Source organism: Cupriavidus oxalaticus (genome assembly GCF_004768545.1).
In the GTDB taxonomy this organism is placed as follows: Bacteria; Pseudomonadota; Gammaproteobacteria; order Burkholderiales; family Burkholderiaceae; genus Cupriavidus; species Cupriavidus oxalaticus_A.
The window spans coordinates 2,485,838-2,507,655 of sequence record NZ_CP038635.1 but is presented as its reverse complement, the minus strand read 5'-3'; the positions used below and the strand labels follow the sequence as shown (position 1 = coordinate 2,507,655).

At 66.0% G+C, this 21,818-nt stretch carries 20 protein-coding genes; all 20 read left to right on the top strand.

Annotated elements, in window-relative coordinates; translation table 11 throughout:
• The 20 genes from sdhA to E0W60_RS22390 all read left to right on the top strand — a co-directional run bounded on the left by sdhA (window position 1) and on the right by E0W60_RS22390 (window position 21,818).
• The gene (sdhA, locus tag E0W60_RS22480) at window positions 1-1,779 is read left to right on the top strand and encodes a succinate dehydrogenase flavoprotein subunit (RefSeq protein WP_135705163.1); all 1,779 of its coding nucleotides are present in this window, start codon (window positions 1-3) and stop codon (window positions 1,777-1,779) included.
• 34 nt (window positions 1,780-1,813) lie between these two features.
• Window positions 1,814-2,515 (top strand): succinate dehydrogenase iron-sulfur subunit, encoded by a 702-nt coding sequence (locus E0W60_RS22475; RefSeq protein WP_133098578.1) that lies wholly within the window; start codon window positions 1,814-1,816, stop codon window positions 2,513-2,515.
• A 78-nt stretch (window positions 2,516-2,593) separates the two neighbouring features.
• On the top strand, window positions 2,594-2,881 hold the full coding sequence (locus E0W60_RS22470) for a succinate dehydrogenase assembly factor 2 (RefSeq protein ID WP_116322295.1): 288 nt from the start codon (window positions 2,594-2,596) through the stop codon (window positions 2,879-2,881).
• A gap of 43 nt (window positions 2,882-2,924) precedes the next feature.
• A complete protein-coding gene (gene gltA / locus E0W60_RS22465) occupies window positions 2,925-4,226 on the top strand; it encodes a citrate synthase (protein WP_133098523.1) in 1,302 nt (433 codons plus the stop codon).
• Between the two features lie 539 nt (window positions 4,227-4,765).
• Window positions 4,766-5,881 (top strand): branched-chain amino acid ABC transporter substrate-binding protein, encoded by a 1,116-nt coding sequence (locus tag E0W60_RS22460; protein WP_133098522.1) that lies wholly within the window; start codon window positions 4,766-4,768, stop codon window positions 5,879-5,881.
• Between the two features lie 85 nt (window positions 5,882-5,966).
• Window positions 5,967-6,893: a high-affinity branched-chain amino acid ABC transporter permease LivH gene (gene livH, locus E0W60_RS22455; RefSeq protein WP_133098521.1), complete on the top strand. Its 927-nt coding sequence runs from the start codon at window positions 5,967-5,969 to the stop codon at window positions 6,891-6,893.
• Between the two features lie 14 nt (window positions 6,894-6,907).
• Complete coding sequence (locus E0W60_RS22450) at window positions 6,908-8,191, top strand: high-affinity branched-chain amino acid ABC transporter permease LivM (RefSeq protein WP_431189884.1); 1,284 nt, start codon at window positions 6,908-6,910, stop codon at window positions 8,189-8,191.
• A gap of 8 nt (window positions 8,192-8,199) precedes the next feature.
• A complete protein-coding gene (gene livG / locus E0W60_RS22445; protein ID WP_135705584.1) occupies window positions 8,200-8,979 on the top strand; it encodes a high-affinity branched-chain amino acid ABC transporter ATP-binding protein LivG in 780 nt (259 codons plus the stop codon).
• On the top strand, window positions 8,979-9,680 hold the full coding sequence (locus tag E0W60_RS22440) for an ABC transporter ATP-binding protein (RefSeq protein ID WP_133098519.1): 702 nt from the start codon (window positions 8,979-8,981) through the stop codon (window positions 9,678-9,680). The genes livG and E0W60_RS22440 overlap by 1 nt, the downstream gene beginning before the upstream one ends.
• Before the next feature lie 347 nt (window positions 9,681-10,027).
• Window positions 10,028-11,437, top strand: a complete 1,410-nt coding sequence (leuC, locus tag E0W60_RS22435; protein WP_133098518.1) for a 3-isopropylmalate dehydratase large subunit — start codon at window positions 10,028-10,030, stop codon at window positions 11,435-11,437.
• 14 nt (window positions 11,438-11,451) lie between these two features.
• A complete protein-coding gene (locus E0W60_RS22430; protein ID WP_116322288.1) occupies window positions 11,452-11,583 on the top strand; it encodes an entericidin A/B family lipoprotein in 132 nt (43 codons plus the stop codon).
• A gap of 10 nt (window positions 11,584-11,593) precedes the next feature.
• Window positions 11,594-12,244 carry a 3-isopropylmalate dehydratase small subunit gene (gene leuD / locus E0W60_RS22425; RefSeq protein ID WP_133098517.1) on the top strand — a complete coding sequence of 217 codons (651 nt, stop codon included), beginning with the start codon at window positions 11,594-11,596 and terminating at the stop codon, window positions 12,242-12,244.
• A gap of 22 nt (window positions 12,245-12,266) precedes the next feature.
• On the top strand, window positions 12,267-13,334 hold the full coding sequence (gene leuB / locus E0W60_RS22420) for a 3-isopropylmalate dehydrogenase (RefSeq protein ID WP_133098516.1): 1,068 nt from the start codon (window positions 12,267-12,269) through the stop codon (window positions 13,332-13,334).
• Between the two features lie 99 nt (window positions 13,335-13,433).
• Window positions 13,434-13,565, top strand: coding sequence for a hypothetical protein (locus E0W60_RS38105; RefSeq protein WP_012353360.1), 132 nt, complete (start codon window positions 13,434-13,436; stop codon window positions 13,563-13,565).
• A gap of 90 nt (window positions 13,566-13,655) precedes the next feature.
• Window positions 13,656-14,792, top strand: a complete 1,137-nt coding sequence (asd, locus tag E0W60_RS22415) for an aspartate-semialdehyde dehydrogenase (RefSeq protein WP_133098515.1) — start codon at window positions 13,656-13,658, stop codon at window positions 14,790-14,792.
• Between the two features lie 278 nt (window positions 14,793-15,070).
• Window positions 15,071-17,923, top strand: a complete 2,853-nt coding sequence (locus tag E0W60_RS22410; RefSeq protein WP_135705583.1) for a FimV/HubP family polar landmark protein — start codon at window positions 15,071-15,073, stop codon at window positions 17,921-17,923.
• Window positions 17,924-18,051: 128 nt separating this feature from the next.
• Window positions 18,052-18,870, top strand: coding sequence for a tRNA pseudouridine(38-40) synthase TruA (gene truA, locus E0W60_RS22405; protein WP_133095493.1), 819 nt, complete (start codon window positions 18,052-18,054; stop codon window positions 18,868-18,870).
• On the top strand, window positions 18,857-19,579 hold the full coding sequence (locus tag E0W60_RS22400) for a phosphoribosylanthranilate isomerase (RefSeq protein WP_135705582.1): 723 nt from the start codon (window positions 18,857-18,859) through the stop codon (window positions 19,577-19,579). The genes truA and E0W60_RS22400 overlap by 14 nt, the downstream gene beginning before the upstream one ends.
• Window positions 19,580-19,713: 134 nt before the next feature.
• Window positions 19,714-20,907, top strand: coding sequence for a tryptophan synthase subunit beta (gene trpB / locus E0W60_RS22395; protein ID WP_116346157.1), 1,194 nt, complete (start codon window positions 19,714-19,716; stop codon window positions 20,905-20,907).
• Window positions 20,907-21,818 (top strand): DNA-methyltransferase, encoded by a 912-nt coding sequence (locus tag E0W60_RS22390; protein WP_133095495.1) that lies wholly within the window; start codon window positions 20,907-20,909, stop codon window positions 21,816-21,818. The genes trpB and E0W60_RS22390 overlap by 1 nt, the downstream gene beginning before the upstream one ends.

Below are 21,818 nucleotides of genomic sequence, written 5' to 3'. Positions count from 1 at the left end.
ATGGTCGCAGTCAAGACTGGATTGCCGCGTCGCCGCTTTGACGTGGTCATCGTCGGTGCTGGCGGCGCCGGGATGCGCGCATCCCTCCAGCTCGCGGAAGCCGGCCTGAACGTGGCCGTGCTGTCCAAGGTGTTCCCGACCCGCTCGCACACCGTGGCGGCGCAGGGTGGCATCGGTGCTTCGCTGGGCAACATGAGCGAAGACAACTGGCACTATCACTTCTACGACACCATCAAGGGCTCGGACTGGCTGGGCGACCAGGACGCGATCGAGTTCATGTGCCGGGAAGCGCCGAAGGTCGTGTACGAACTCGAGCACTTCGGCATGCCGTTCGACCGCAATCCGGACGGCACGATTTACCAGCGCCCGTTCGGCGGCCATACCGCCAACTACGGCGAGAAGCCGGTGCAGCGCGCCTGCGCCGCGGCGGACCGTACCGGCCACGCGCTGCTGCATACGCTGTACCAGCGCAACGTGCGCGCCAAGACCCACTTCTTCGTCGAGTGGATGGCGCTGGACCTGATCCGCGACCAGGACGGCGACGTGCTGGGCGTGACCGCGCTGGAAATGGAAACCGGCGAGGTCTACATCCTCGAGGCCAAGACCACGCTGTTCGCGACCGGCGGTGCCGGCCGTATCTACGCCGCGTCGACCAACGCCTTCATCAACACCGGTGACGGCCTGGGCATGGCCGCACGCGCGGGCGTGCCGCTGGAAGACATGGAGTTCTGGCAGTTCCACCCGACCGGCGTGGCCGGCGCGGGCGTGCTGATCACCGAAGGCGTGCGTGGCGAAGGCGGGATCCTGCGCAACAAGGATGGCGAGCGTTTCATGGAACGCTATGCGCCGACGCTGAAGGACCTGGCGCCGCGCGACTTCGTCTCGCGCTCGATGGACCAGGAAATCAAGGAAGGCCGCGGCTGCGGCCCGAACGGCGACTACGTGCTGCTCGACCTGACCCACGTCGGCGCCGAGACCATCATGAAGCGCCTGCCGTCGATCCGCGAAATCGGCATGAAGTTCGCCAACGTCGACGCGATCAAGGAACCGATCCCGGTGGTCCCGACCATCCACTACCAGATGGGCGGCATCCCGACGAACTACCACGGCCAGGTCGTGGTGCCGAAGAACGGCAGCCCGAACGAAGTGCTGAATGGTTTCTACGCGATCGGCGAATGCTCGTGCGTGTCGGTGCACGGCGCCAACCGCCTGGGCACCAACTCGCTGCTCGACCTGGTGGTGTTCGGCCGTGCCGCCGGCAACCACATCATCGCGCAGAACCTGAAGCAGAAGGAACACAAGCCGCTGCCGGCCGACGCCGCTGACCTCGCGATGTCGCGCCTGGCCAAGCTGCAGGCCACGTCGTCGGGTGAATACACGCAGGACGTCGCCAACGACATCCGCAAGAACATGCAGTCGCATGCCGGCGTGTTCCGCACCCAGAAGCTGATGGACGAAGGTGTCGACCGCATCCTGGAAGTGGCCGAGCGCGCCGACAACATCCACCTGAAGGACAAGTCCAAGGTCTTCAACACCGCGCTGGTGGAAGCCCTGGAAGTGGCCAACCTGGTGGAAGTGGCCAAGGCCACCATGATCTCGGCGGCCGCCCGCAAGGAATCGCGCGGTGCGCACGCGCACAGCGACTTCCCCAACCGCGACGACCAGAACTGGCTCAAGCACACGCTGTTCTACAGCGAAGGCAACCGCCTCGACTACAAGCCGGTGAAGATGGAACCGCTGACGGTGGAAAGCGTGCCGCCGAAGGCCCGTACCTTCTGAGCACCGCATCGTAGAGAAAACAGGACCCACAGAAATGAAGCGTATTTTCGAAGTCTACCGCTACGATCCGGACAAGGATGCGGCGCCGCGCATGCAGACCTACGAGGTCGAGCTCGACGGCCACGAGCGCATGCTGCTGGACGCGCTGGTCAAGCTCAAGAAGCTGGACGAGACCATCTCGTTCCGCCGTTCGTGCCGCGAAGGCGTGTGCGGCTCGGACGCGATGAACATCAACGGCAAGAACGGCCTGGCCTGCCTGACCAACATGCGCGAGCTGCCGGACCGCATCGTGCTGCGTCCGCTGCCCGGGCTGCCGGTGGTGCGCGACCTGATCGTCGACATGACGCAGTTCTTCAAGCAGTACAACTCGATCAAGCCGTTCCTGATCAACGACGAGCCGCCGCCCGAGAAAGAGCGCCTGCAGTCGCCGGAAGAGCGCGACGAGCTGGATGGCCTGTACGAGTGCATCCTGTGCGCCAGCTGCTCGACGTCGTGCCCGTCGTTCTGGTGGAACCCGGACAAGTTCGTCGGCCCGGCCGGCCTGCTGCAGGCTTACCGCTTCATCGCGGACAGCCGCGACCAGGCCACCAATGAGCGCCTGGACAACCTGAACGACCCGTACCGCCTGTTCCGCTGCCACAGCATCATGAACTGCGTCGACGTGTGCCCGAAGGGTCTGAACCCGACCAAGGCCATCGGCAAGATCAAGGAACTGATGGTTCGCCGCGCGGTGTGATCCTGCGGCTGTCTAAGTAGTAAGCGGTGCGTCAGCCAGAGCGGCTATATCTGGCGGGCGCACCGAAAGTAGGAAGCCATGACCGAGAGTCCTGCCACCACCTTCTCCCATCAGGCCGATCCGCACAAGCGCGCACGGTTGCGCTGGCGCGCCCGCCGCGGCCTCCTGGAGAACGACATCATCGTCGAACGTTTTTTCAACCGTTACGAGGAGAGCCTGTCCGACGAGGATGTGGCTGCGCTGAGCCAGCTGTTCGAGCTCAGCGACAACGAGTTGATGGACCTGCTCCTTGCCCGCAAGGAACTGGACGGTGAGCTCGACACGCCCCCGATGCAGCGCGTAGTGAACCTGCTGCGTTCGGTCTGAGTTTTGGTCAACATTATTATTCACAGCATTTGAAGGATCCGACATGACGCCGTCCGATGTGAAAGCCACGCTATCGTTCTCCGATGGTTCCCCCAGCGTTGAGCTGCCGATTTATACGGGCACCGTTGGCCCGGACGTGATCGACATTCGCAAGCTGTACGGACAAACCGGTAAGTTCACCTACGACCCCGGTTTCATGTCGACGGCTTCGTGTAATTCCAAGATCACCTATATCGACGGTGACAAGGGCGAGCTGCTGTATCGCGGCTACCCGATCGAGCAGCTGGCGCAGAAGTGCGACCACCTCGAGACCAGCTACCTGCTGCTCAAGGGTGAACTGCCCAACGCCAAGCAGAAGGAAGAATTCGTCGGCCACGTGATGAACCACACGATGGTCCACGAGCAGCTGCAGTTCTTCATGCGCGGTTTCCGCCGCGATGCCCACCCGATGGCAGTCCTGACCGGCCTGGTGGGTGCCATGAGCGCGTTCTACCACGACGCGATGGACATCGATGATCCGCACCAGCGCGAGATCTCGGCCATCCGCCTGATCGCCAAGATGCCGACCATGGTCGCCATGGCGTACAAGTACAACATCGGCCAGCCGTACATCTATCCGCAGAACGACCTGTCCTACTCGGGCAACTTCCTGCGCATGCTGTTCGCCACGCCGTGCGCCCCGTACACCGTGAACCCGGTGCTGGAGCGCGCGCTGGACCGCATCTTCATCCTGCACGCCGACCACGAGCAGAACGCGTCGACCTCGACCGTGCGCCTGGCCGGCTCGTCGGGCACCAACCCGTTTGCAGCTATCGCCGCGGGCGTGGCCTGCCTGTGGGGCCCGGCCCACGGCGGCGCCAACGAAGCCGCGCTGAAGATGCTGGAAGAGATCGGCAGCGTCGACAACATCCCCGAGTTCATCAAGCAGGTCAAGGACAAGAACTCGGGCGTGCGCCTGATGGGCTTTGGCCACCGCGTGTACAAGAACTACGATCCGCGCGCCAAGCTGATGCGCGAAACCTGCCATGAGGTGCTGAACGAGCTGGGCCTGCACAACGACCCGCTGTTCAAGCTGGCCATGGAGCTGGAAAAGATCGCGCTGGAAGACGAGTACTTCGTCAGCCGCAAGCTGTACCCGAACGTCGACTTCTACTCGGGCATCGTCCAGCGCGCGCTGGGCATCCCGACCTCGCTGTTCACCTGCATCTTCGCGCTGGCCCGCACCCCGGGCTGGATCTCGCAGTGGGAAGAGATGATCACCGATCCGGAATACAAGATCGGCCGTCCGCGCCAGCTGTTTGTCGGCGCCGCCACCCGCGACGTGCCGGACGTGTCCAAGCGCTGAGCGCAAGCTCATCCGATTCGCTGCGCAGTGCAGCAATTGCAAACGCCCCGGCCCGCCGGGGCGTTTGTCTTTTCTGGGGCGGCTCGCGTTGTGCGGTGCAGCGCGGGAAAGGGCAGGAAATCGCACCTCGAATGGTCCGGAGCGCAATTCGTGGAAAATTGTGTCGCGTTTTCCCACTGTGGTTCCGCATTTATTGTGCGATTGTCGCGTAGCGCAGGAAATTTGACCCTATAATGCGGGCTGCTTTGCCGACGGCAGCCGGGCCATCCCTCCGGCATGCGGTGCGGCTAGCGGGGCAGGCGAATCGCTTGCGCAATAGAGAACGCATCAAACGTTGTCTTTCCGAACCTTGGTCCCACACCACAGCGGGACTGACACATGCCGGGCCCCGCATCTCTTGAGCTTTTCCGCAGGCCCGTCTTCCGCGTCTCGGGCCGCTTTTCTGCCGTTCCGATCTCTGTAGTCCGCGGGTGTTGTTCGATTGCGCAGGTCATTCCGCTTCTGCCCGGATGACCCAAACATAAATCGAGGAGCTCCTGATGACGCTGTCCCGTCTTACCACCATTTCGCTGGCTGCCATGCTGGCCACCTTTGGCGCCGCCGCCAACGCCGAAACCGTGAAGATCGCCATTGCCGGCCCGATGAGCGGCTCGGTGGCGCAGTACGGTGACATGGTCAAGGCCGGTGCGCTGACCGCCGTCGAACAGATCAACGCAGCCGGCGGCGCCGGCGGCAACAAGTTGGAAGTGGTGATGATGGACGACGCCTGCGAACCGAAGCAGGCCGTCGCGGTGGCTAACAAGGTCGTCAGCCAGAACATCAAGTACGTGATCGGCCACGTGTGCTCGGGCTCGACCATCCCGGCCTCGGACATCTACGAGAACGAAGGCATCGTGATGGTCACGCCGTCGGCCACCGCGCCGCAGCTGACCGAGACCAGGAAGCGCAAGTTCATCTTCCGCACCATCGGCCGCGACGACCAGCAGGGCCCGGCCGCCGCCCAGTACATCATCGGCAAGGTCAAGCCGAAGAAGGTCGCCGTGCTGCACGACAAGCAGTCGTATGGCCAGGGCATCGCCAGCTCGGTGAAGAAGGACCTGGAAGCGGCCAAGATCCCGGTCGCCGTGTTCGAGGGCATCAACGCCGGCGATTCGGACTACTCCGCCGTCATCACCAAGCTGAAGTCGCAGGGCGTGGACTTCGTCTACTTCGGCGGCTACCACCCGGAAATGGGCCTGCTGCTGCGCCAGGCGCGCGAGCAGGGCGTGAAGGCCACCTTCATGGGCCCCGAGGGCGTGGGCAACAAGGACGTGACCGCGATCGCCGGCCCGTCGTCGGAAGGCATGCTGGTGACGCTGCCGGCCGACTTCTCGGCCGACCCGGCCAACGCGGGCCTGGTGAAGGCATTCGCCGACAAGAAGCGTGACGCCAACGGTCCGTTCCAGATGCCGTCCTACGCCGCCGTCAAGATCATCGGCGACGCCATCGCCGGCGCCAAGAGCACCGATCCGGCCAAGGTCGCGGCGTACATGCACAAGAACGCCTTCACCACCCCGATCGGCAAGGTCGAGTACGACGACAAGGGCGACCTGAAGTCCTTCAAGTTCGTGGTCTACACCTGGCACAAGGACGCCAGCAAGACCGCCGCAAACTAAGCAGGCGCTCCTTCCCGCACACGCCCCGCCCGGCCTCCGGGCGGGGCGTTCTGGTATCGGGCTTCAAGTTCCTGAGGCTTCCCCTATGAATGAATTCCTTCCACAGTTCACCCAGCAGCTGGTCAACGGCCTGACGCTGGGTGCGATCTATGCGCTGATCGCCATCGGCTACACAATGGTCTACGGCATCATCGGCATGATCAATTTCGCGCACGGCGAGATTTACATGATCGGTGCCTACGTCGGCCTGGTCACGCTCACCGCGATCGGCGCCCAGGCAGGCTACCCCCTGCCGCTGGTGCTGGGCGCCGCCCTGCTGGTCTCGGTGCTGGTCACCGGCGTCTACGGCTTTGCGGTCGAGCGGGTGGCATACCGGCCCCTGCGCGGCGGTCCGCGGCTGGTGCCGCTGATCTCCGCCATCGGCATGTCGATCTTCCTGCAGAACTATGTCCAGATCGGGCAGGGCGCGCGCGACGTGTCCGTGCCGGTGCTGATCTCGGGCGCCATCGAGTTCCAGATGGGCGGCGATTTCACCGTGACCGTGCCGTATTCGCGCCTGCTGATCGTCGGCGTAACGCTGGTGATGATGATCGCGCTGACGCTGTTCATCGGCCGCTCGCGCATGGGCCGTGCCTGCCGCGCCTGCGCCGAAGACATGCGCATGGCCAATCTGCTCGGCATCGACACCAACAAGGTAATCTCGTTCACCTTCGTGCTGGGCGCGATGCTGGCCGCCGTCGGCGGCGTGCTGATCGGGCTGAGCATCGGCAAGCTCAATCCCTTTATCGGCTTTATCGCCGGCATCAAGGCCTTTACCGCGGCGGTGCTGGGCGGCATCGGCAGCATCCCGGGCGCGATGCTCGGCGGCGTGCTGCTGGGCCTGGCGGAAACCTTCGCCTCGGGCTACATGCCGGCGGAATACAAGGACGTGGTCGCATTCAGCCTGCTGGTGCTGGTGCTGCTGTTCCGTCCGACCGGGCTGCTGGGCAAGCCTGATGTCGAGAAGGTGTGAGGGAGGGCGAGACAATGACTAACCAAACTTTCGCAATGTCCGCCGGGCAGGTAGCGCGCGGCGGCGCCACGCCGGGCCAGTCGCTCAAGAACGCGATCACGGCGGCCGTGATGACGGCAATCCTGACCATTCCCATCCTGGGCCTGCAGCTCAGGCTGGAAGGCTACAAGGTGGTGCTCGAGCCGCACTGGCGTCCGGTATGGATTGCCGTGGCGGCAGTGTTCCTGTTCCAGCTGTTCAAGCCGTTGCTGTCGCGTGCCGGCAGTGCCGTGCGCCTGCCGTCGGTGCCGCAGCTCGGCGCGCGCCAGCAGCGCGTGGCGATATGGGTGCTGCTGGCGGTCGGGCTGGTGTGGCCGTTCTTCGGCTCGCGCGGCGCGGTCGACGTGGCCACGCTGGCGCTGATCTACGTGATCCTGGGGCTGGGCCTGAATATCGTGGTGGGCTATGCCGGCCTGCTCGACCTGGGCTACGTCGGCTTCTATGCGATCGGCGGCTATACCTATGCGCTGCTGAACCAGCACTTCGGGCTAGGCTTCTGGGAATGCCTGCCGATCGCCGCGGCGATGTCGGCAACCTTCGGCTTCCTGCTCGGCTTCCCGGTGCTGCGGCTGCGCGGCGACTACCTCGCCATCGTGACGCTGGGCTTCGGCGAGATCATCCGCCTGCTGGCCAACAACCTGACCAGCCTGACCGGCGGCCCGGATGGTGTCTCGGGCATTCCCAAGCCGTCCGTATTCGGCATCGAAATGGCGCGCAGCGCCAGCGTGGAGGGCACGAAGACCTTCCATGACCTGATCGGCCTGGACTACAGCGGCCAGCACATGGTGATCTTCCTGTACCTGCTGGCGCTGCTGCTGGTGGGCTTCACGCTGTTCGTCACCAGCCGCCTGATCCGCATGCCGATGGGCCGTGCCTGGGAAGCGCTGCGCGACGACGAGATCGCGTGCCGCTCGCTGGGCCTGAACCCGACCCGCATCAAGCTGTCGGCGTTCACGCTGGGCGCATCGTTCGCCGGCATCGGCGGCGCGTTCTTCGCGGCGCGCCAGGGGCTGGTCAATCCGGAATCGTTCACCTTCATCGAGTCGGCGCTGATCCTTGCCGTGGTGGTGCTGGGCGGCATGGGTTCGCAGCTGGGCGTGATCCTGGCGGCGATCCTGTTGACGGTGCTGCCTGAAGTGGCGCGCGGCTTTGCCGAATATCGCATGCTGATCTTCGGCCTGGTGATGGTGCTGATGATGATGTGGCGTCCGCAGGGCCTGCTGCCCGCGAGCCGTCCGCACGTGGAGCTTCCCCGATGAACGCGCCGATGACTAGTTTGCAACAAGCCGAATTGTTGAAAGTATCCGGCCTGCAGATGCGCTTCGGCGGCCTGCTCGCCGTGGACGGCATCGATTTCGATGTCCGCAAGGATGAGGTCTTCGCCATCATCGGCCCCAACGGCGCCGGCAAGACCACGGTGTTCAACTGCGTCGGCGGCTTCTACAAGCCGACCGCGGGCGATGTCACGCTGGATGGCCACGACATCGCCGGCCTGCCCAGCCACGAGGTGGCGCGCCAGGGCCTGGTGCGGACCTTCCAGAACATCCGCCTGTTCAAGTCGCTGACGGTGGTGGAAAACCTGCTGGTGGCGCAACACCTGCAGGTGCAGTCCGGCATCCTGCGCGGCCTGTTTGCCACCCCGGCCTATCGCCGTGCCGAGCGCGAGGCGCTGGAACGCGCCGCGGTCTGGCTGGAGCGGATGGGCCTGACCAAGGTGGCCAACCGCGAGGCCGGCACGCTGTCGTACGGCCACCAGCGCCGGCTGGAGATCGCACGCTGCATGATCACCAAGCCGCGCCTGCTGATGCTGGACGAGCCCGCCGCAGGCCTGAACCCGCAGGAGAAGGTCGAGCTGCAGCAGCTGATCGACCAACTGCGCCGCGAATTCGGCATTGCCGTGCTGCTGATCGAGCACGACATGAGCCTGGTGATGGGCGTGTCCGACCGCATCCTGGTGATGGAGCACGGCAAGCCTATCGTGATCGGCAAGCCCGACGAAGTGCGCAATGACCCGCGCGTGATCAAGGCCTACCTGGGAGAGGACTGATGCTGAAGCTGGAACAGGTCCATACCCACTACGGCGCCGTCGAGGCGCTGTCGGGCGTATCGATCGAAGTCAACAAGGGGGAGATCGTCACCCTGATCGGCAGCAACGGTGCCGGCAAGACGACGCTGATGATGACCGTGTGCGGCACGCCGCGTGCGTCCAGAGGGCGCGTGCTGTTCGAGGGCGAGGACATCACCAACCGCTCGACGCACGAGATCATGCGGTTGGGGCTCGCGATCTCGCCCGAGGGCCGGCGCGTGTTCCCGAGCCTGACCGTGCTGGAAAACCTGAAGATGGGCGGCTTCTTTGCCAGGCGCGACGAGATCGAGGCCGGCATCGAGCACGTGTTCAAGCTGTTCCCGCGGCTGAACCAGCGCGCCAGCCAGCGTGCCGGCACCATGTCGGGCGGCGAGCAGCAGATGCTGGCGATCGGCCGCGCGCTGATGAGCCGGCCCCGGCTGCTGCTGCTGGACGAGCCCACGCTCGGCCTCGCGCCGCTGATCATCGCGCAGATCTTCGACATCATCCGGACCATTCGTGACGAGGGCGTCACCGTGTTCCTGGTCGAGCAGAACGCCAACAAGGCGCTGCAGGTCGCGGATCGGGGCTATGTGCTGGAGACCGGCAAGGTGGTGCTGGCCGATACCGGTGCTAACCTGCTGGCCAATGACCGGATCAAGGCTGCCTACCTGGGCGGCTGATGCCGGCGGCCGTCGCCCTGCAACGGGGCGACGGCTCTTTACCGATTCGTTTTCGTGATCGGCGAAAGCCCCCTTTCGCCAATCACATTACATTCCAGGCGCCGTCCCGGCCGGGCAGGGCGCTGATCCCCATATCCCCTGTGGCATAATCGATTGCCAAGTCAAGCATTGCAGCAACGCTTGAAATAACGCTCGCTTCAGGCGGCTTCCGGCGCGATCATCGCAATCACGCTATCGACGCCCGTGTTCGCCACCGCGACCGAAGCGAACAAAAACCCCTGCAAACTACTGCGCGGTCACCGCGGCCTCTCCTGCAAGGGAGCGGTCATTCGGTCCGCCATCGCATCATGGCCAAGACGCTCTACGACAAACTCTGGGATGACCACACCGTCCACGTCGAGGAAGACGGCACCACGCTGCTCTACATCGACCGCCACCTGCTGCATGAAGTGACCAGCCCGCAGGCGTTCGAAGGCCTGAAGATGGCGGAGCGTCCGGTATGGCGCATCAGCGCGAACCTGGCCGTCTCGGACCATAACGTGCCGACCACCGACCGCAGCCAGGGGATCGCCGACCCGGTGTCGAAGCTGCAGGTCGATACGCTGGATGCCAACTGCGACAGCTTCGGCATCACCCAGTTCAAGATGACCGACCACCGCCAGGGCATCGTGCACGTGATCGGGCCGGAGCAGGGCGCGACGCTGCCGGGCATGACGGTGGTGTGCGGCGACTCGCATACCAGCACGCACGGCGCCTTCGGCGCGCTGGCGCACGGCATCGGCACCTCTGAAGTCGAGCACGTGCTGGCCACGCAGACGCTGCTGGGCAAGAAGGCAAAGAACATGCTGGTCAGGGTGGAAGGCAAGCTGCCGCGCGGCTGCACCGCCAAGGACATCGTGCTCGCCATCATCGGCAAGATCGGTACCGCCGGCGGCACCGGCTACACCATCGAGTTTGCCGGCTCGGCCATCCGCGACCTGACCATGGAAGGCCGCATGACGGTCTGCAACATGGCCATCGAAGCGGGCGCGCGCGCCGGCCTGGTGGCGGTGGACGACGTCACGCTGGAATACGTCAAGGGCCGCCCGTACGCGCCGCAGGGTGTGGAGTGGGAGCAGGCCGTGGCCTACTGGCGCACGCTGCATTCGGATGCGGGCGCCAAATTCGACCAGGTGGTCGAGCTGCGTGCCGAAGAGATCCGCCCGCAGGTGACCTGGGGCACCTCGCCGGAAATGGTCATCAGCATCGAAGACCGCGTGCCGGATCCCGAGAAGGAAAAGGACTCGACCAAGCGCAACGCCATGGAGCGCGCGCTGGAATACATGGGCCTGCAGCCCAACGTGCCGGTGGAGAGCATCAGTATCGACAAGGTCTTCATCGGCTCGTGCACCAACAGCCGTATCGAAGACATGCGCGCCGCCGCGTGGGTGGTGCAGAAGCTGGGCCGCAAGATCGCATCCAACGTCAAGCTGGCGCTGGTGGTGCCGGGTTCGGGCCTGGTCAAGGAACAGGCCGAGCGCGAAGGCCTGGACAAGATCTTCAAGGCCGCCGGCTTTGAATGGCGCGAGCCGGGCTGCTCGATGTGCCTGGCCATGAACGCCGACCGCCTCGATCCGGGCGAGCGCTGCGCGTCGACCTCGAACCGCAACTTCGAAGGCCGTCAGGGCGCCGGTGGCCGTACCCACCTGGTGAGCCCGGCGATGGCAGCGGCTGCCGCCATCGAAGGCCATTTCGTCGACATCCGCAAGCTGGGCTGAGCGGAGCGCGGCAGATGAAAAGGACCCTGATCGCATGGCTGGCATGCCTGGGCATGCTGCAGCTGGCTGGCTGCAACACCATGGCCGGCCTGGGCAAGGACACGCAGGCCGCCGGCAGCTCGCTCGAGCGCGCGGCCAAGAAGTAAGGAAAGAGACATGGACAAGTTCACTGTACACAGCGGCCTCGTGGCTCCGCTCGACCGCGAGAACGTCGACACCGACGCCATCATCCCGAAGCAGTTCCTGAAGTCGATCAAGCGCACCGGCTTTGGCCCCAACCTGTTCGACGAGTGGCGCTACAAGGATGTCGGCGAGCCCGGCATGGACAACAGCAAGCGTCCGCTGAACCCGGATTTCGTGCTGAACCAGCAGCGCTACCAGGGGGCATCGATCCTGCTGGCGCGCCGCAACTTCGGCTGCGGCAGTTCGCGCGAGCACGCGCCGTGGGCGCTGACGCAATACGGCTTCCGCGCCGTGATCGCGCCCAGCTTTGCCGATATCTTCTTCAACAACTGCTACAAGAACGGCTTGCTGCCGGTGGTGTTGAGCGAGCAGCAGGTCGACCACCTGTTCAACGAGACCAACGCGTTCAACGGCTACCAGCTGACCATCGACCTGGACAAGCAGGCCGTGATCACACCGTCGGGCCAGGGCTATGAATTCGACATTGCCCCGTTCCGCAAGTACTGCATGCTGAATGGCTTCGACGATATCGGCCTGACCCTGCGCCATGCCGACAAGATCAAGGCCTACGAGGCCGAGCGCGTGGCGAAGATGCCGTGGCTGAACAACCGCCTGGTCGGATAAGACTCAACCGAGGAAGACAACAATGAAGATCGCAGTCCTGCCGGGTGACGGCATCGGTCCCGAAATCGTTGCAGAGGCCGTCAAGGTCCTGAACGCGCTCGACGAGAAGTTCGAACTCGAAACCGCGCCCGTGGGCGGCGCCGGCTACGAGGCCGAAGGCCATCCGCTGCCGGAGAACACGCTGAAGCTGGCCAAGGAGGCCGACGCCATCCTGTTCGGCGCCGTCGGCGACTGGAAGTACGACAGCCTGGAGCGCCCGCTGCGCCCCGAGCAGGCCATCCTGGGCCTGCGCAAGCACCTGCAGCTGTTCGCCAACTTCCGTCCGGCGATCTGCTACCCGGAACTGACCGGTGCCTCGAGCCTGAAGCCCGAGCTGGTGGCCGGCCTGGACATCCTGATCGTCCGTGAGCTGAACGGCGACATCTACTTCGGCCAGCCGCGCGGCCTGCGCGAAGCGCCGGACGGCCTGTTCAAGGGCGCGCGCGAAGCCTTCGACACCATGCGCTACAGCGAGCCGGAAATCCGCCGCATCGCGCATGTGGCGTTCCAGGCCGCGGCCAAGCGCGGCAAGAAGCTGTGCAGCGTCGACAAGGCCAACGTGCTCGAGACCTTCCAGTTCTGGAAGGACATCGTGATCGATGTCAGCAAGGAATATCCGGAAGTCGAGCTGTCGCACATGTATGTCGACAACGCGGCCATGCAGCTGGTCAAGGCGCCCAAGAGCTTCGACGTGATCGTCACCGGCAACATGTTCGGCGACATCCTGTCGGACGAGGCCGCCATGCTGACCGGCTCGATCGGCATGCTGCCGTCGGCGTCGCTGGATGCGAACAACAAAGGCCTGTATGAGCCTTCGCACGGCTCGGCGCCGGACATCGCCGGCAAGGGCGTGGCCAATCCGCTGGCCACCATCCTGTCGGCGGCGATGATGCTGCGGTACTCGCTGAACCGCGCCGAGCAGGCCGACCGCATCGAGAACGCCGTCAAGAAGGTGCTGGCTCAGGGCTATCGCACCGGCGACATCCTGACGCCGGGCTGCAAGCAGGTCGGCACCCGCGAGATGGGAGAGGCCGTTCTGGCCGCACTGTAAGTCACACGCAAAAGGGCACCGCCGGCGCGGTGCCCTTTGTTTTATTTGTCCCTAATTTGCACGCTGCGGCGGCGCCGCAAAATCGTGTAGACTCTGCGAATGGCCCGATTTTCCCAGTCCACCCTGACTGCTGTTGTCGCCCTGACCGCCACCCGCGGCCCGGTCGGCACGATTTCGCTCGGCCAGACCGCAACGACGATTAAAACCATCATTAAAACCGCGATCGCCTAGATCCGTTCGTCGTGCCTGCCCGTCTTCCCCGCGCAGCCACGCCGGGCGAGGAAAATGGCGGGGAAGTAAAAATCACATCCGAGGTAAATCATGATTGTAGGTCTCGTCGGTTGGCGGGGTATGGTCGGCAGCGTCCTGATGCAGCGCATGCAGGAAGAGCGTGATTTCGACCACATCGAGCCCGTCTTCTTCAGCACGTCCAACGCCGGCGGCAAGGCGCCCGCCATGGCCAAGAACGAAACCACGCTCAAGGATGCCAACGACATCGAGGCACTGAAGAAGTGCGACGTGGTGCTGACCGCCCAGGGCGGCGACTACACCAACGAGGTCTTCCCCAAGCTGCGCGCGGCTGGCTGGAAGGGCTACTGGATCGACGCGGCCTCGTCGCTGCGCATGAAGGACGATGCCATCATCGTGCTGGATCCGGTCAACCAGGGTGTGATCAAGGACGCGCTGTCCAAGGGCGTCAAGAATTTCATCGGCGGCAACTGCACGGTCAGCTGCATGCTGATTGGCCTGGGCGGCCTGTTCCAGGCCGACATGGTCGAATGGATGACCTCGATGACCTACCAGGCCGCTTCGGGCGGCGGCGCCCAGCACATGCGCGAGCTGCTGACGCAGTTCGGCACGCTGAACGCGTCGGTCAAGCCGCTGCTGGATGACCCGGCGTCGGCCATCCTGGAAATCGACCGCCAGATCCTGGCGACCCAGCATGGCCTGTCCGCCGAGGAAACCAAGCAGTTCGGCGTGCCGCTGGCCGGCAACCTGATCCCCTGGATCGACAAGGACCTGGGCAACGGCCAGTCCAAGGAAGAATGGAAGGGCGGCGCCGAGACCAACAAGATCCTGGGCCGTGGCGAGGGCTTCCTGGGTGCGACCGGCGCCACGCCGATCGCCGTCGACGGCCTGTGCGTCCGCATCGGCGCGATGCGCTGCCACTCGCAGGCGCTGACCATCAAGCTGCGCCGCGACGTGCCGCTGGACGAGATCGAAGGCATGCTGGCGGCCCACAACCAGTGGGCCAAGGTGGTGCCAAACACGCGTGAAGCCAGCATGACCGACCTGACCCCGGCGGCCGTGACCGGCACGCTGACGATCCCGGTCGGCCGCCTGCGCAAGATGCAGATGGGCGGCGAGTACCTGTCGGCCTTCACGGTCGGCGACCAGCTGCTGTGGGGCGCGGCCGAGCCGCTGCGCCGCATGCTGCGTATCCTGATCGAATCGTGATGGGTGGCTGATAGCTGCGTGCCTGGTTGCGTCCGTTGCAGCCAGGCAACAGAAAAGACCACTTTGCCGACAACGCCGCGCCCACGCGCGGCGTTGTTGTATCCGGACGCCTATTTTCCCGGGCGATGCGTCACAATACGGCGGCATGCGCCCCGGCCCGCAGGGGTCGGCGCCTGTTGGTCAAGGGGTGCAATCAGAATGCCCCGCCAGCTTGACGGACCTGTCTATGGGGTCGGTTTGTCGATGTATATCGCTACTAAAACATAACGGAGCATAAGGTGAGTGTGAGCCAACATCGCCGGAAAGATGCGCCTACTGCCCGTCAGCGCTGGTCAACGCTGGCCGTCACGGCACTGGGTCTGCTGCTTGCGCAGCCGGCCGCATATGCCGCGGGGTTCGGGCAATTGCGGGTTCAGTCGAATCTGGGGCAGCCGCTGCAGGCTGAGATCGACATCAGCGGGGTCACACCCGATGAGGCCGCCGCGCTGAACGTCAAGCTGGCGTCGCCTGGGGCGTACGCCGCGGCCGGGCTGATCTACCAGCCCGCGGTCAGCACGCTGCGGCTGGAGATCGAGCGCCGCCCGAACGGCAGCTATGTCGCCAAGGTCCGTTCGACGCAGCCGATCAGCGAGCCGTTCGTCGATATCCTGGTCGACATGAGCTGGGCCAGCGGCAAGGTTTCGCGCGCCTACACATTCCTGCTTGATCCCGCCGGGGTCAAGCCTTCCAACGAGAGCTATTCGCCTTCGACGGTGGTGCAGGCTGCAACGCCCGACGCTTCGCCCGCCACCGCGCAACAGCCCGCGGCTGCGGCGGCGCCGCAGGCGGCCGCACCGGGAGCCGCACAGGGGGCCGCGCCCGCCGCAGAATCCGCCCGTCCGGCAGCGCCGGTGCGTCCCGCACGGCAGGCCAGGCGCGCGCCGTCCGCGCCCGCCGCCAGCGCCGACACGGCGCCGGGCAGTGGCTATACCGTCAAGCGCGGCGATACGCTGTACGGGATTGCCGGCGAAGCCGTACAGGGCGCCGAATCGGTGTCGCTGGACCAGATGCTGGTCGCGCTCTACCGCAACAATCCCAACGCCTTTATCGGCGGCAACATGAACCGGCTGCGCAGCGGCGCGGTGCTGCAGGTGCCGACCCAGCAACAGGCGCAGTCCGTCACGCCGAAGGAGGCGCGCCGCGAGGTGGTGGCGCGCACGCAGGGCTTCGACGCCTATCGCAGCCGCCTGGCGAGTGCCGCCGCGGCCAAGTCGGTCGTACCCGACAGCGGCCGCCAGCAGTCCGGCAACGTGACGGCGCGCGTGCAGGAACAGGCCGCCCCGACCGATGGCCCACGCGACGAGCTGAAGCTGAGCAAGGGCGAGCGGGGCGCGCAGGCCGATGCTGCCGCCAAGGCCGAAGCCAACGTCGCGCGCGAGCGCCAGGTCAAGGAAGCCGAGGCGCGCCTGGCGCAGCTGGAAAAGAATATCGGCGACATGCAGAAGCTGCTCGAGCTGAAGAACGCCGAGATCGCCAAGCTGAGCCAGACCAACCAGGCTGCGCTGGCTGACAAGGAAAAGGAGAAGGAAAAGGCGGCCGCGGTGGCCAAGCCGGAAGCAGCCGCACCGAACGTGGTGGCTGCCCAGGCGCCAAAGGCCGATGCCGCTGAACCGGCAGCGGCAGCGGCAGCGGCAGCAGCCACTGCCGCCGCCGTGCCGGATGCCGCCGCCAGTGCCGCTGCTGCCGCAGCGCCGGCGGTGGCAGCCGCCGGGGCTTCGGCGCCGCAGGCCGCAGCAGCGGCTGCCGCGCCGGCATCGGCCCCGGCAGCCAAGCCGGCGCCGCCCGTGGTGGCCCCGCCCGCACCGGTGCAGGAGCCGTCGTTCCTTGACGGCCTGCTGGCCAACCCGCTGCTGCTGCCCGGCGGCGGCCTGGTGGTGGCGCTGCTCGGCGTCTACGCGATCTATCGCCGCCGCCGCCAGCAGAAGGAAGGCGAGGCGACCGGCTTCGGCGACAGCATCCTGTCGCAGGAAAGCACGGTGATGGCCGGCACCAATTCGCTGTTCGGTGCCGCCGGCGGCCAGAGTGTCGATACCTCGCAGCACAGCGTGTTCGGTGCCGACTTCCGCATCGGCAACAACACGCCGGAAGCCAACGAGGTCGACCCGATCGCCGAGGCCGAGGTCTATATCGCCTACGGGCGCGATGTGCAGGCGGAGGAAATCCTGCGCGAAGCCCTGGAGAAAAGCCCGGAGCAGCAGTCGGTGCGGCTCAAGCTCCTGGAGATTTACAGCAACAGACAGGATGTGGAAGGTTTCCGCGTGATAGCAGAAGAAATGTTCGCCCAGACCGGCGGGCACGGTGCGGAATGGCTGAAGGCAGCGGAAATGGGGCGCGCGCTCGAGCCGGGCAACGCGATGTACCTGGCGGTGACGCCGGAGGCCGCGGGTCCGGATACGGCCTCGCCGGCGACGGACCAGTGGCGCACACAGGACCCGTCGCAGGATCCGGCTTCGATCCCGCGCCTGGAGCCCTCGCTGGGCGACCTGGCGTTGCCGCTGGACGCCTTCCCGGCGCCCGCGGCGGGCGACCCGATCGTGGCGCCGGCGTCGGCGGCAATGATGTTCGGTGCGGATTCGGACCCGACCGAGCCGGCGGTGCGCCTGGACGGCGGACTGGACCTGGACTTCCCGGCCCGTGCCAGCGACCCGCTGGCGGACGAGCACGCGCACGACGTGCCGCGCCTGGACACGCCGACGCGCTCGCGGCCGCTGGAGTTCGACATGTCGGCCCTTTCGCTGGACCTGGGCAGTGGGCCGTCGGCCAACAGTGATGCGCCGGTCGCGGCGGACGAGGCTTTCGCGCCGCTGCCAGCGACCACCCTGCTGCGCGACGGCAAGCTGGCTGCGCCGATCGACCTGTCGCGTGTACCGGACGAAACCAATCCCGACACGGCCCGCGGCGTTTCGCCCAGCACGCTGTCGACCGATGGCTTCGACGGCGGGCGCGACATGCAGATCAAGCTCGACCTGGCACGCGCCTATATCGAGATCGGCGACAAGGAAGGGGCCCGCGAGCTGCTGCAGGAAGTGGTCGAGCAGTCGCAGGACCCGCTGCAGGCCGAGGCCCGTTCGCTGCTGCTGGAAGTGGCCTGAGCTATCATTGACGGTCCGCCGCGGCACGCGCTGCCGCGGCCTGAAGCGATGCGCCGGAAGCGTCCCTTCCGGCGCATTTGCTTTTCCGGCGCGCATCGCCTGCTCGCCGCCATGCTTTTTCCCCTGACATGAACCGCATCGCACTTGGCCTGCACTACGACGGCGCCGCCTTTTCCGGGTGGCAGTCGCAGCCGCACCGCAATACCGTGCAGGATCACCTCGAAGACGCCATCGAGCGCTTTGCCGGCGTGCGCCTGCTGACCACCGTGGCGGGGCGCACCGATGCCGGCGTGCACGCGCTGGGGCAGGTGATCCACCTGGATACCGGGCTGGAACGCGAGCCCTTCTCCTGGGTGCGTGGCGTCAATGCCTTCCTGCCGCGGTCGATCGCGCTGCAGTGGGCGCTGCCGGTCGACGAAGGCTTCCATGCCCGCTTCCTGGCCTATGAGCGCATGTACTACTACGCGCTCTACACCGGTCCGCACCGGGTGCCAATGGTTCATGGCCGCGCCGGCTACCAGATGCTGCCGCCCGGACAACGCCTCGACGTGGACGCCATGCGCGAAGCCGCGGCGCACCTGATCGGCGAGCACGACTTTTCCGCGTTCCGCGCCGCCGAATGCCAGGCCAAGTCGCCGGTCAAGACCATGTACGACGTCACCATCCGCGACGACGGCAACTGGGTGTTCCTGCGCTTTCGCGCCAGCGCCTTCCTGCACCATATGGTGCGCAACCTGATGGGCTGCCTGGTGGCGGTGGGCCGGCGCCGCTACCCGCCGCAGTGGCTCGCGCAGGTGCTCGCCGGGCGCGACCGCAAGCTGGCGGCGCCCACGTTCATGCCGGATGGCCTCTACCTGGTCGGGGTCAAGTATCCTGATGCTTACCCGATCCCCGCGGCCGACCCGTCCGCGAGCCTGTTCCATGGAGTGTTCGATGACGCAGCCTGAGGGCAGTGCGGCGCACCTGCCGCAGCGCACCCGCATCAAGATCTGCGGCCTGACCCGCGAAGACGACGTGCGCGCCGCCGTCGACGCCGGCGCGGACGCGATCGGGCTGGTGTTCTACCCGAAGAGCCCCCGCTACGTCGACGTGGCGCAAGCCGCGGCGCTGGCCGAGGCCGCCGGGCCGTTCGTCGCGGTGACGGGACTGTTCGTCAACGCCGAACTGGAAGACATCGCCCACGTGGCCGAGCGCGTGCCGCTGACGCTGCTGCAGCTGCACGGCGACGAAACCCCGCAGTTCTGCACCCAGGCCGCCCAGCGCTGCCGGCTGCCGTTCCTGCGCGCCGCCCGTGTCCGTCCGGGGCTCGATTTGGTAGAATTTGCCGACCAATACCGTGATGCCGCTGCCTTGCTGCTCGATGCCTTCGTCGAAGGCTACGGCGGTGGCGGCCACGTCTTCGACTGGACCCTGATTCCTCCGGCATGGCTTCCGCCCAATCCTCCGGTTCCGGCAACCGGCAACCCGAACGCAAGCGGCGCTCCTCGCATCGTTTTGAGTGGTGGGTTGAACGCGCAAAACGTCGCTGGCGCGATTGAACGCGTGCGGCCCTATGCTGTGGACGTCAGCAGCGGGGTAGAGGCCGCCAAGGGCGTGAAAGACCACGCCCGCATTGCCGAATTCGTGCGCGCTGTCCGCAGCGCCAGCGCAGGATGAGCCGGGTCGAAGCCCGATCCCTTCCCCATACCGCGCCCGCCGCTATGACCAGAACCATTGCTGGCATCGCGCACCCAGTCAACCAGGCGAGCCCTGCCGAGCGAGGCAAGGCCGCTGTTCCGAAGAGCCTAGACATGTACGACCTGCCCGATTCCCGTGGCCATTTCGGCCCCTATGGCGGCACCTTCGTTTCCGAGACGCTGGTCCACGCGCTGGACGAACTGCGCGAAGCCTATGCGCACTACCAGAAGGATCCGGAGTTCGATGCCGAATTCCGCCGCGAGCTGAAGCACTTCGTCGGCCGCCCGTCGCCGATCTACCACGCGCAGCGCTGGAGCGAGACCCTCGGCGGCGCGCAGATCTACTTCAAGCGCGAAGACCTGAACCACACCGGCGCGCACAAGATCAACAACGTCATCGGCCAGGCGCTGCTGGCCAAGCGCATGGGCAAGCCGCGCGTGATCGCCGAGACCGGGGCAGGGCAGCATGGCGTGGCCACGGCCACCATCGCCGCCCGCTTCGGCATGGAATGCGTGGTCTACATGGGCGCCGAGGACGTCAAGCGCCAGGCCGCGAACGTCTACCGCATGAAACTGCTGGGCGCGACCGTGGTGCCGGTGGAAAGCGGCTCGCGCACGCTCAAGGACGCGCTCAATGAAGCCATGCGCGACTGGGTCACCAACGTCGAGAACACCTTCTACATCATCGGCACCGTGGCCGGCCCGCACCCGTACCCGATGATGGTGCGCGACTTCCAGTGCGTGATCGGCGAGGAGGCCAAGGTGCAGATGCCCGAGCTGGCCGGCCGCCAGCCGGATGCCGTGATCGCGTGCGTGGGCGGCGGCTCCAATGCCATGGGCATCTTCTATCCGTACATCGAGCACCAGGACGTGCAGCTGATCGGCGTGGAAGCCGCCGGCGATGGCCTGGACACCGGCCGCCACGCGGCTTCGCTGACCGGCGGCACGCCTGGCGTGCTGCACGGCAACCGCACCTACCTGCTGCAGGACGACAACGGCCAGATCATCGAGACGCATTCGGTCTCGGCCGGCCTGGACTACCCCGGCGTCGGCCCCGAACATGCCTGGCTCAAGGACAGTGGCCGCGCGCAGTACGTGCCGATCACCGACGAGGAAGCGCTCAAGGCCTTCCACGACTGCTGCCGCATCGAGGGCATCATCCCGGCGCTGGAATCGAGCCATGCGATCGCCTACGCGTGCAAGCTGGCGCCCACGCTGCCCAAGGACAAGCTGCTGCTGGTGAACCTGTCCGGACGCGGCGACAAGGACATGCATACCGTGGCCGAGCGCGCGGGGCTCAAGCTCTGATGCGCGCGCTGCCCCACCCCCAGGGCCTTGCCGTCGGCGGGCCCGACTGCTTGCCTGGCGCGATTGACGCGCCGCCGCTGCACTTGTTCCAGGAAGACATGTTCGAGGGCATTGCCCGCCTGCCGGACGGCTCGGTCGACCTGATCGTCGCCGATCCGCCGTACGGCCTGGGCAAGGACTACGGCAACGATTCCGACCTGCTGTCGGGCCAGGCCTACCTGGACTGGTCCGAGCGCTGGATGGACGCGGTCGTGCCCAAGCTCGCGCCCAAGGGCACGCTCTACCTGTTCTGCACCTGGCAGTACTCGCCGGAGCTGTTCGTGATGCTCAAGCGGCGCCTGACGATGATCAACGAGATCATCTGGGACCGCCGCGTGCCCAGCATGGGCGGCACCACGCGCAAGTTCTCGTCGGTGCACGACAACATCGGCTTCTTTGCCAAGGCGCGCGACTACTACTTCGATCTCGACCCGGTCCGCATCCCGTACGACCCCGAGACCAAGAAGGCGCGCAGCCGTCCGCGCTTCGAGGGCAAGAAGTGGCTGGAGGTGGGCTACAACCCCAAGGACCTGTGGAGCATCTCGCGCATCCACCGGCAGGACCCCGAACGCGCCAACCACCCGACGCAGAAGCCGCTGGAGATCGTCGAGCGCATGGTGCTGTCGAGTTGCCCGCCGGGCGGCCTGGTGCTGGACCCGTTCGCGGGCAGCGGCACCACCGCGGTGGCGTGCCTGCGCCACGGCCGCCGCTTTGTCGGCTACGAGATCAACCCGGAGTACGTGCAGGTGGCGTGCGGGCGCGTGGCTGCGGCCGCGCAAGCCATGCCCGCGATCGAGCCTGACGTCACCCCAACCCCGGCCGCCGCCAACGACGACGCCTCGCCGGCGCCGCGGCCTCACCTGATTCCCTGA

Bases quoted from the DNA above. Each gene is read 5' to 3' on its own strand.
- sdhA (WP_135705163.1), top strand. From the start codon at position 1: ATGGTCGCAGTCAAGACTGGATTGCCGCGTCGCCGCTTTGACGTGGTC.
- E0W60_RS22475 (WP_133098578.1), top strand. From the start codon at position 1,814: ATGAAGCGTATTTTCGAAGTCTACCGCTACGATCCGGACAAGGATGCG.
- E0W60_RS22470 (WP_116322295.1), top strand. From the start codon at position 2,594: ATGACCGAGAGTCCTGCCACCACCTTCTCCCATCAGGCCGATCCGCAC.
- gltA (WP_133098523.1), top strand. From the start codon at position 2,925: ATGACGCCGTCCGATGTGAAAGCCACGCTATCGTTCTCCGATGGTTCC.
- E0W60_RS22460 (WP_133098522.1), top strand. From the start codon at position 4,766: ATGACGCTGTCCCGTCTTACCACCATTTCGCTGGCTGCCATGCTGGCC.
- livH (WP_133098521.1), top strand. From the start codon at position 5,967: ATGAATGAATTCCTTCCACAGTTCACCCAGCAGCTGGTCAACGGCCTG.
- E0W60_RS22450 (WP_431189884.1), top strand. From the start codon at position 6,908: ATGACTAACCAAACTTTCGCAATGTCCGCCGGGCAGGTAGCGCGCGGC.
- livG (WP_135705584.1), top strand. From the start codon at position 8,200: ATGACTAGTTTGCAACAAGCCGAATTGTTGAAAGTATCCGGCCTGCAG.
- E0W60_RS22440 (WP_133098519.1), top strand. From the start codon at position 8,979: ATGCTGAAGCTGGAACAGGTCCATACCCACTACGGCGCCGTCGAGGCG.
- leuC (WP_133098518.1), top strand. From the start codon at position 10,028: ATGGCCAAGACGCTCTACGACAAACTCTGGGATGACCACACCGTCCAC.
- E0W60_RS22430 (WP_116322288.1), top strand. From the start codon at position 11,452: ATGAAAAGGACCCTGATCGCATGGCTGGCATGCCTGGGCATGCTGCAG.
- leuD (WP_133098517.1), top strand. From the start codon at position 11,594: ATGGACAAGTTCACTGTACACAGCGGCCTCGTGGCTCCGCTCGACCGC.
- leuB (WP_133098516.1), top strand. From the start codon at position 12,267: ATGAAGATCGCAGTCCTGCCGGGTGACGGCATCGGTCCCGAAATCGTT.
- E0W60_RS38105 (WP_012353360.1), top strand. From the start codon at position 13,434: ATGGCCCGATTTTCCCAGTCCACCCTGACTGCTGTTGTCGCCCTGACC.
- asd (WP_133098515.1), top strand. From the start codon at position 13,656: ATGATTGTAGGTCTCGTCGGTTGGCGGGGTATGGTCGGCAGCGTCCTG.
- truA (WP_133095493.1), top strand. From the start codon at position 18,052: ATGAACCGCATCGCACTTGGCCTGCACTACGACGGCGCCGCCTTTTCC.
- E0W60_RS22400 (WP_135705582.1), top strand. From the start codon at position 18,857: ATGACGCAGCCTGAGGGCAGTGCGGCGCACCTGCCGCAGCGCACCCGC.
- trpB (WP_116346157.1), top strand. From the start codon at position 19,714: ATGTACGACCTGCCCGATTCCCGTGGCCATTTCGGCCCCTATGGCGGC.
- E0W60_RS22390 (WP_133095495.1), top strand. From the start codon at position 20,907: ATGCGCGCGCTGCCCCACCCCCAGGGCCTTGCCGTCGGCGGGCCCGAC.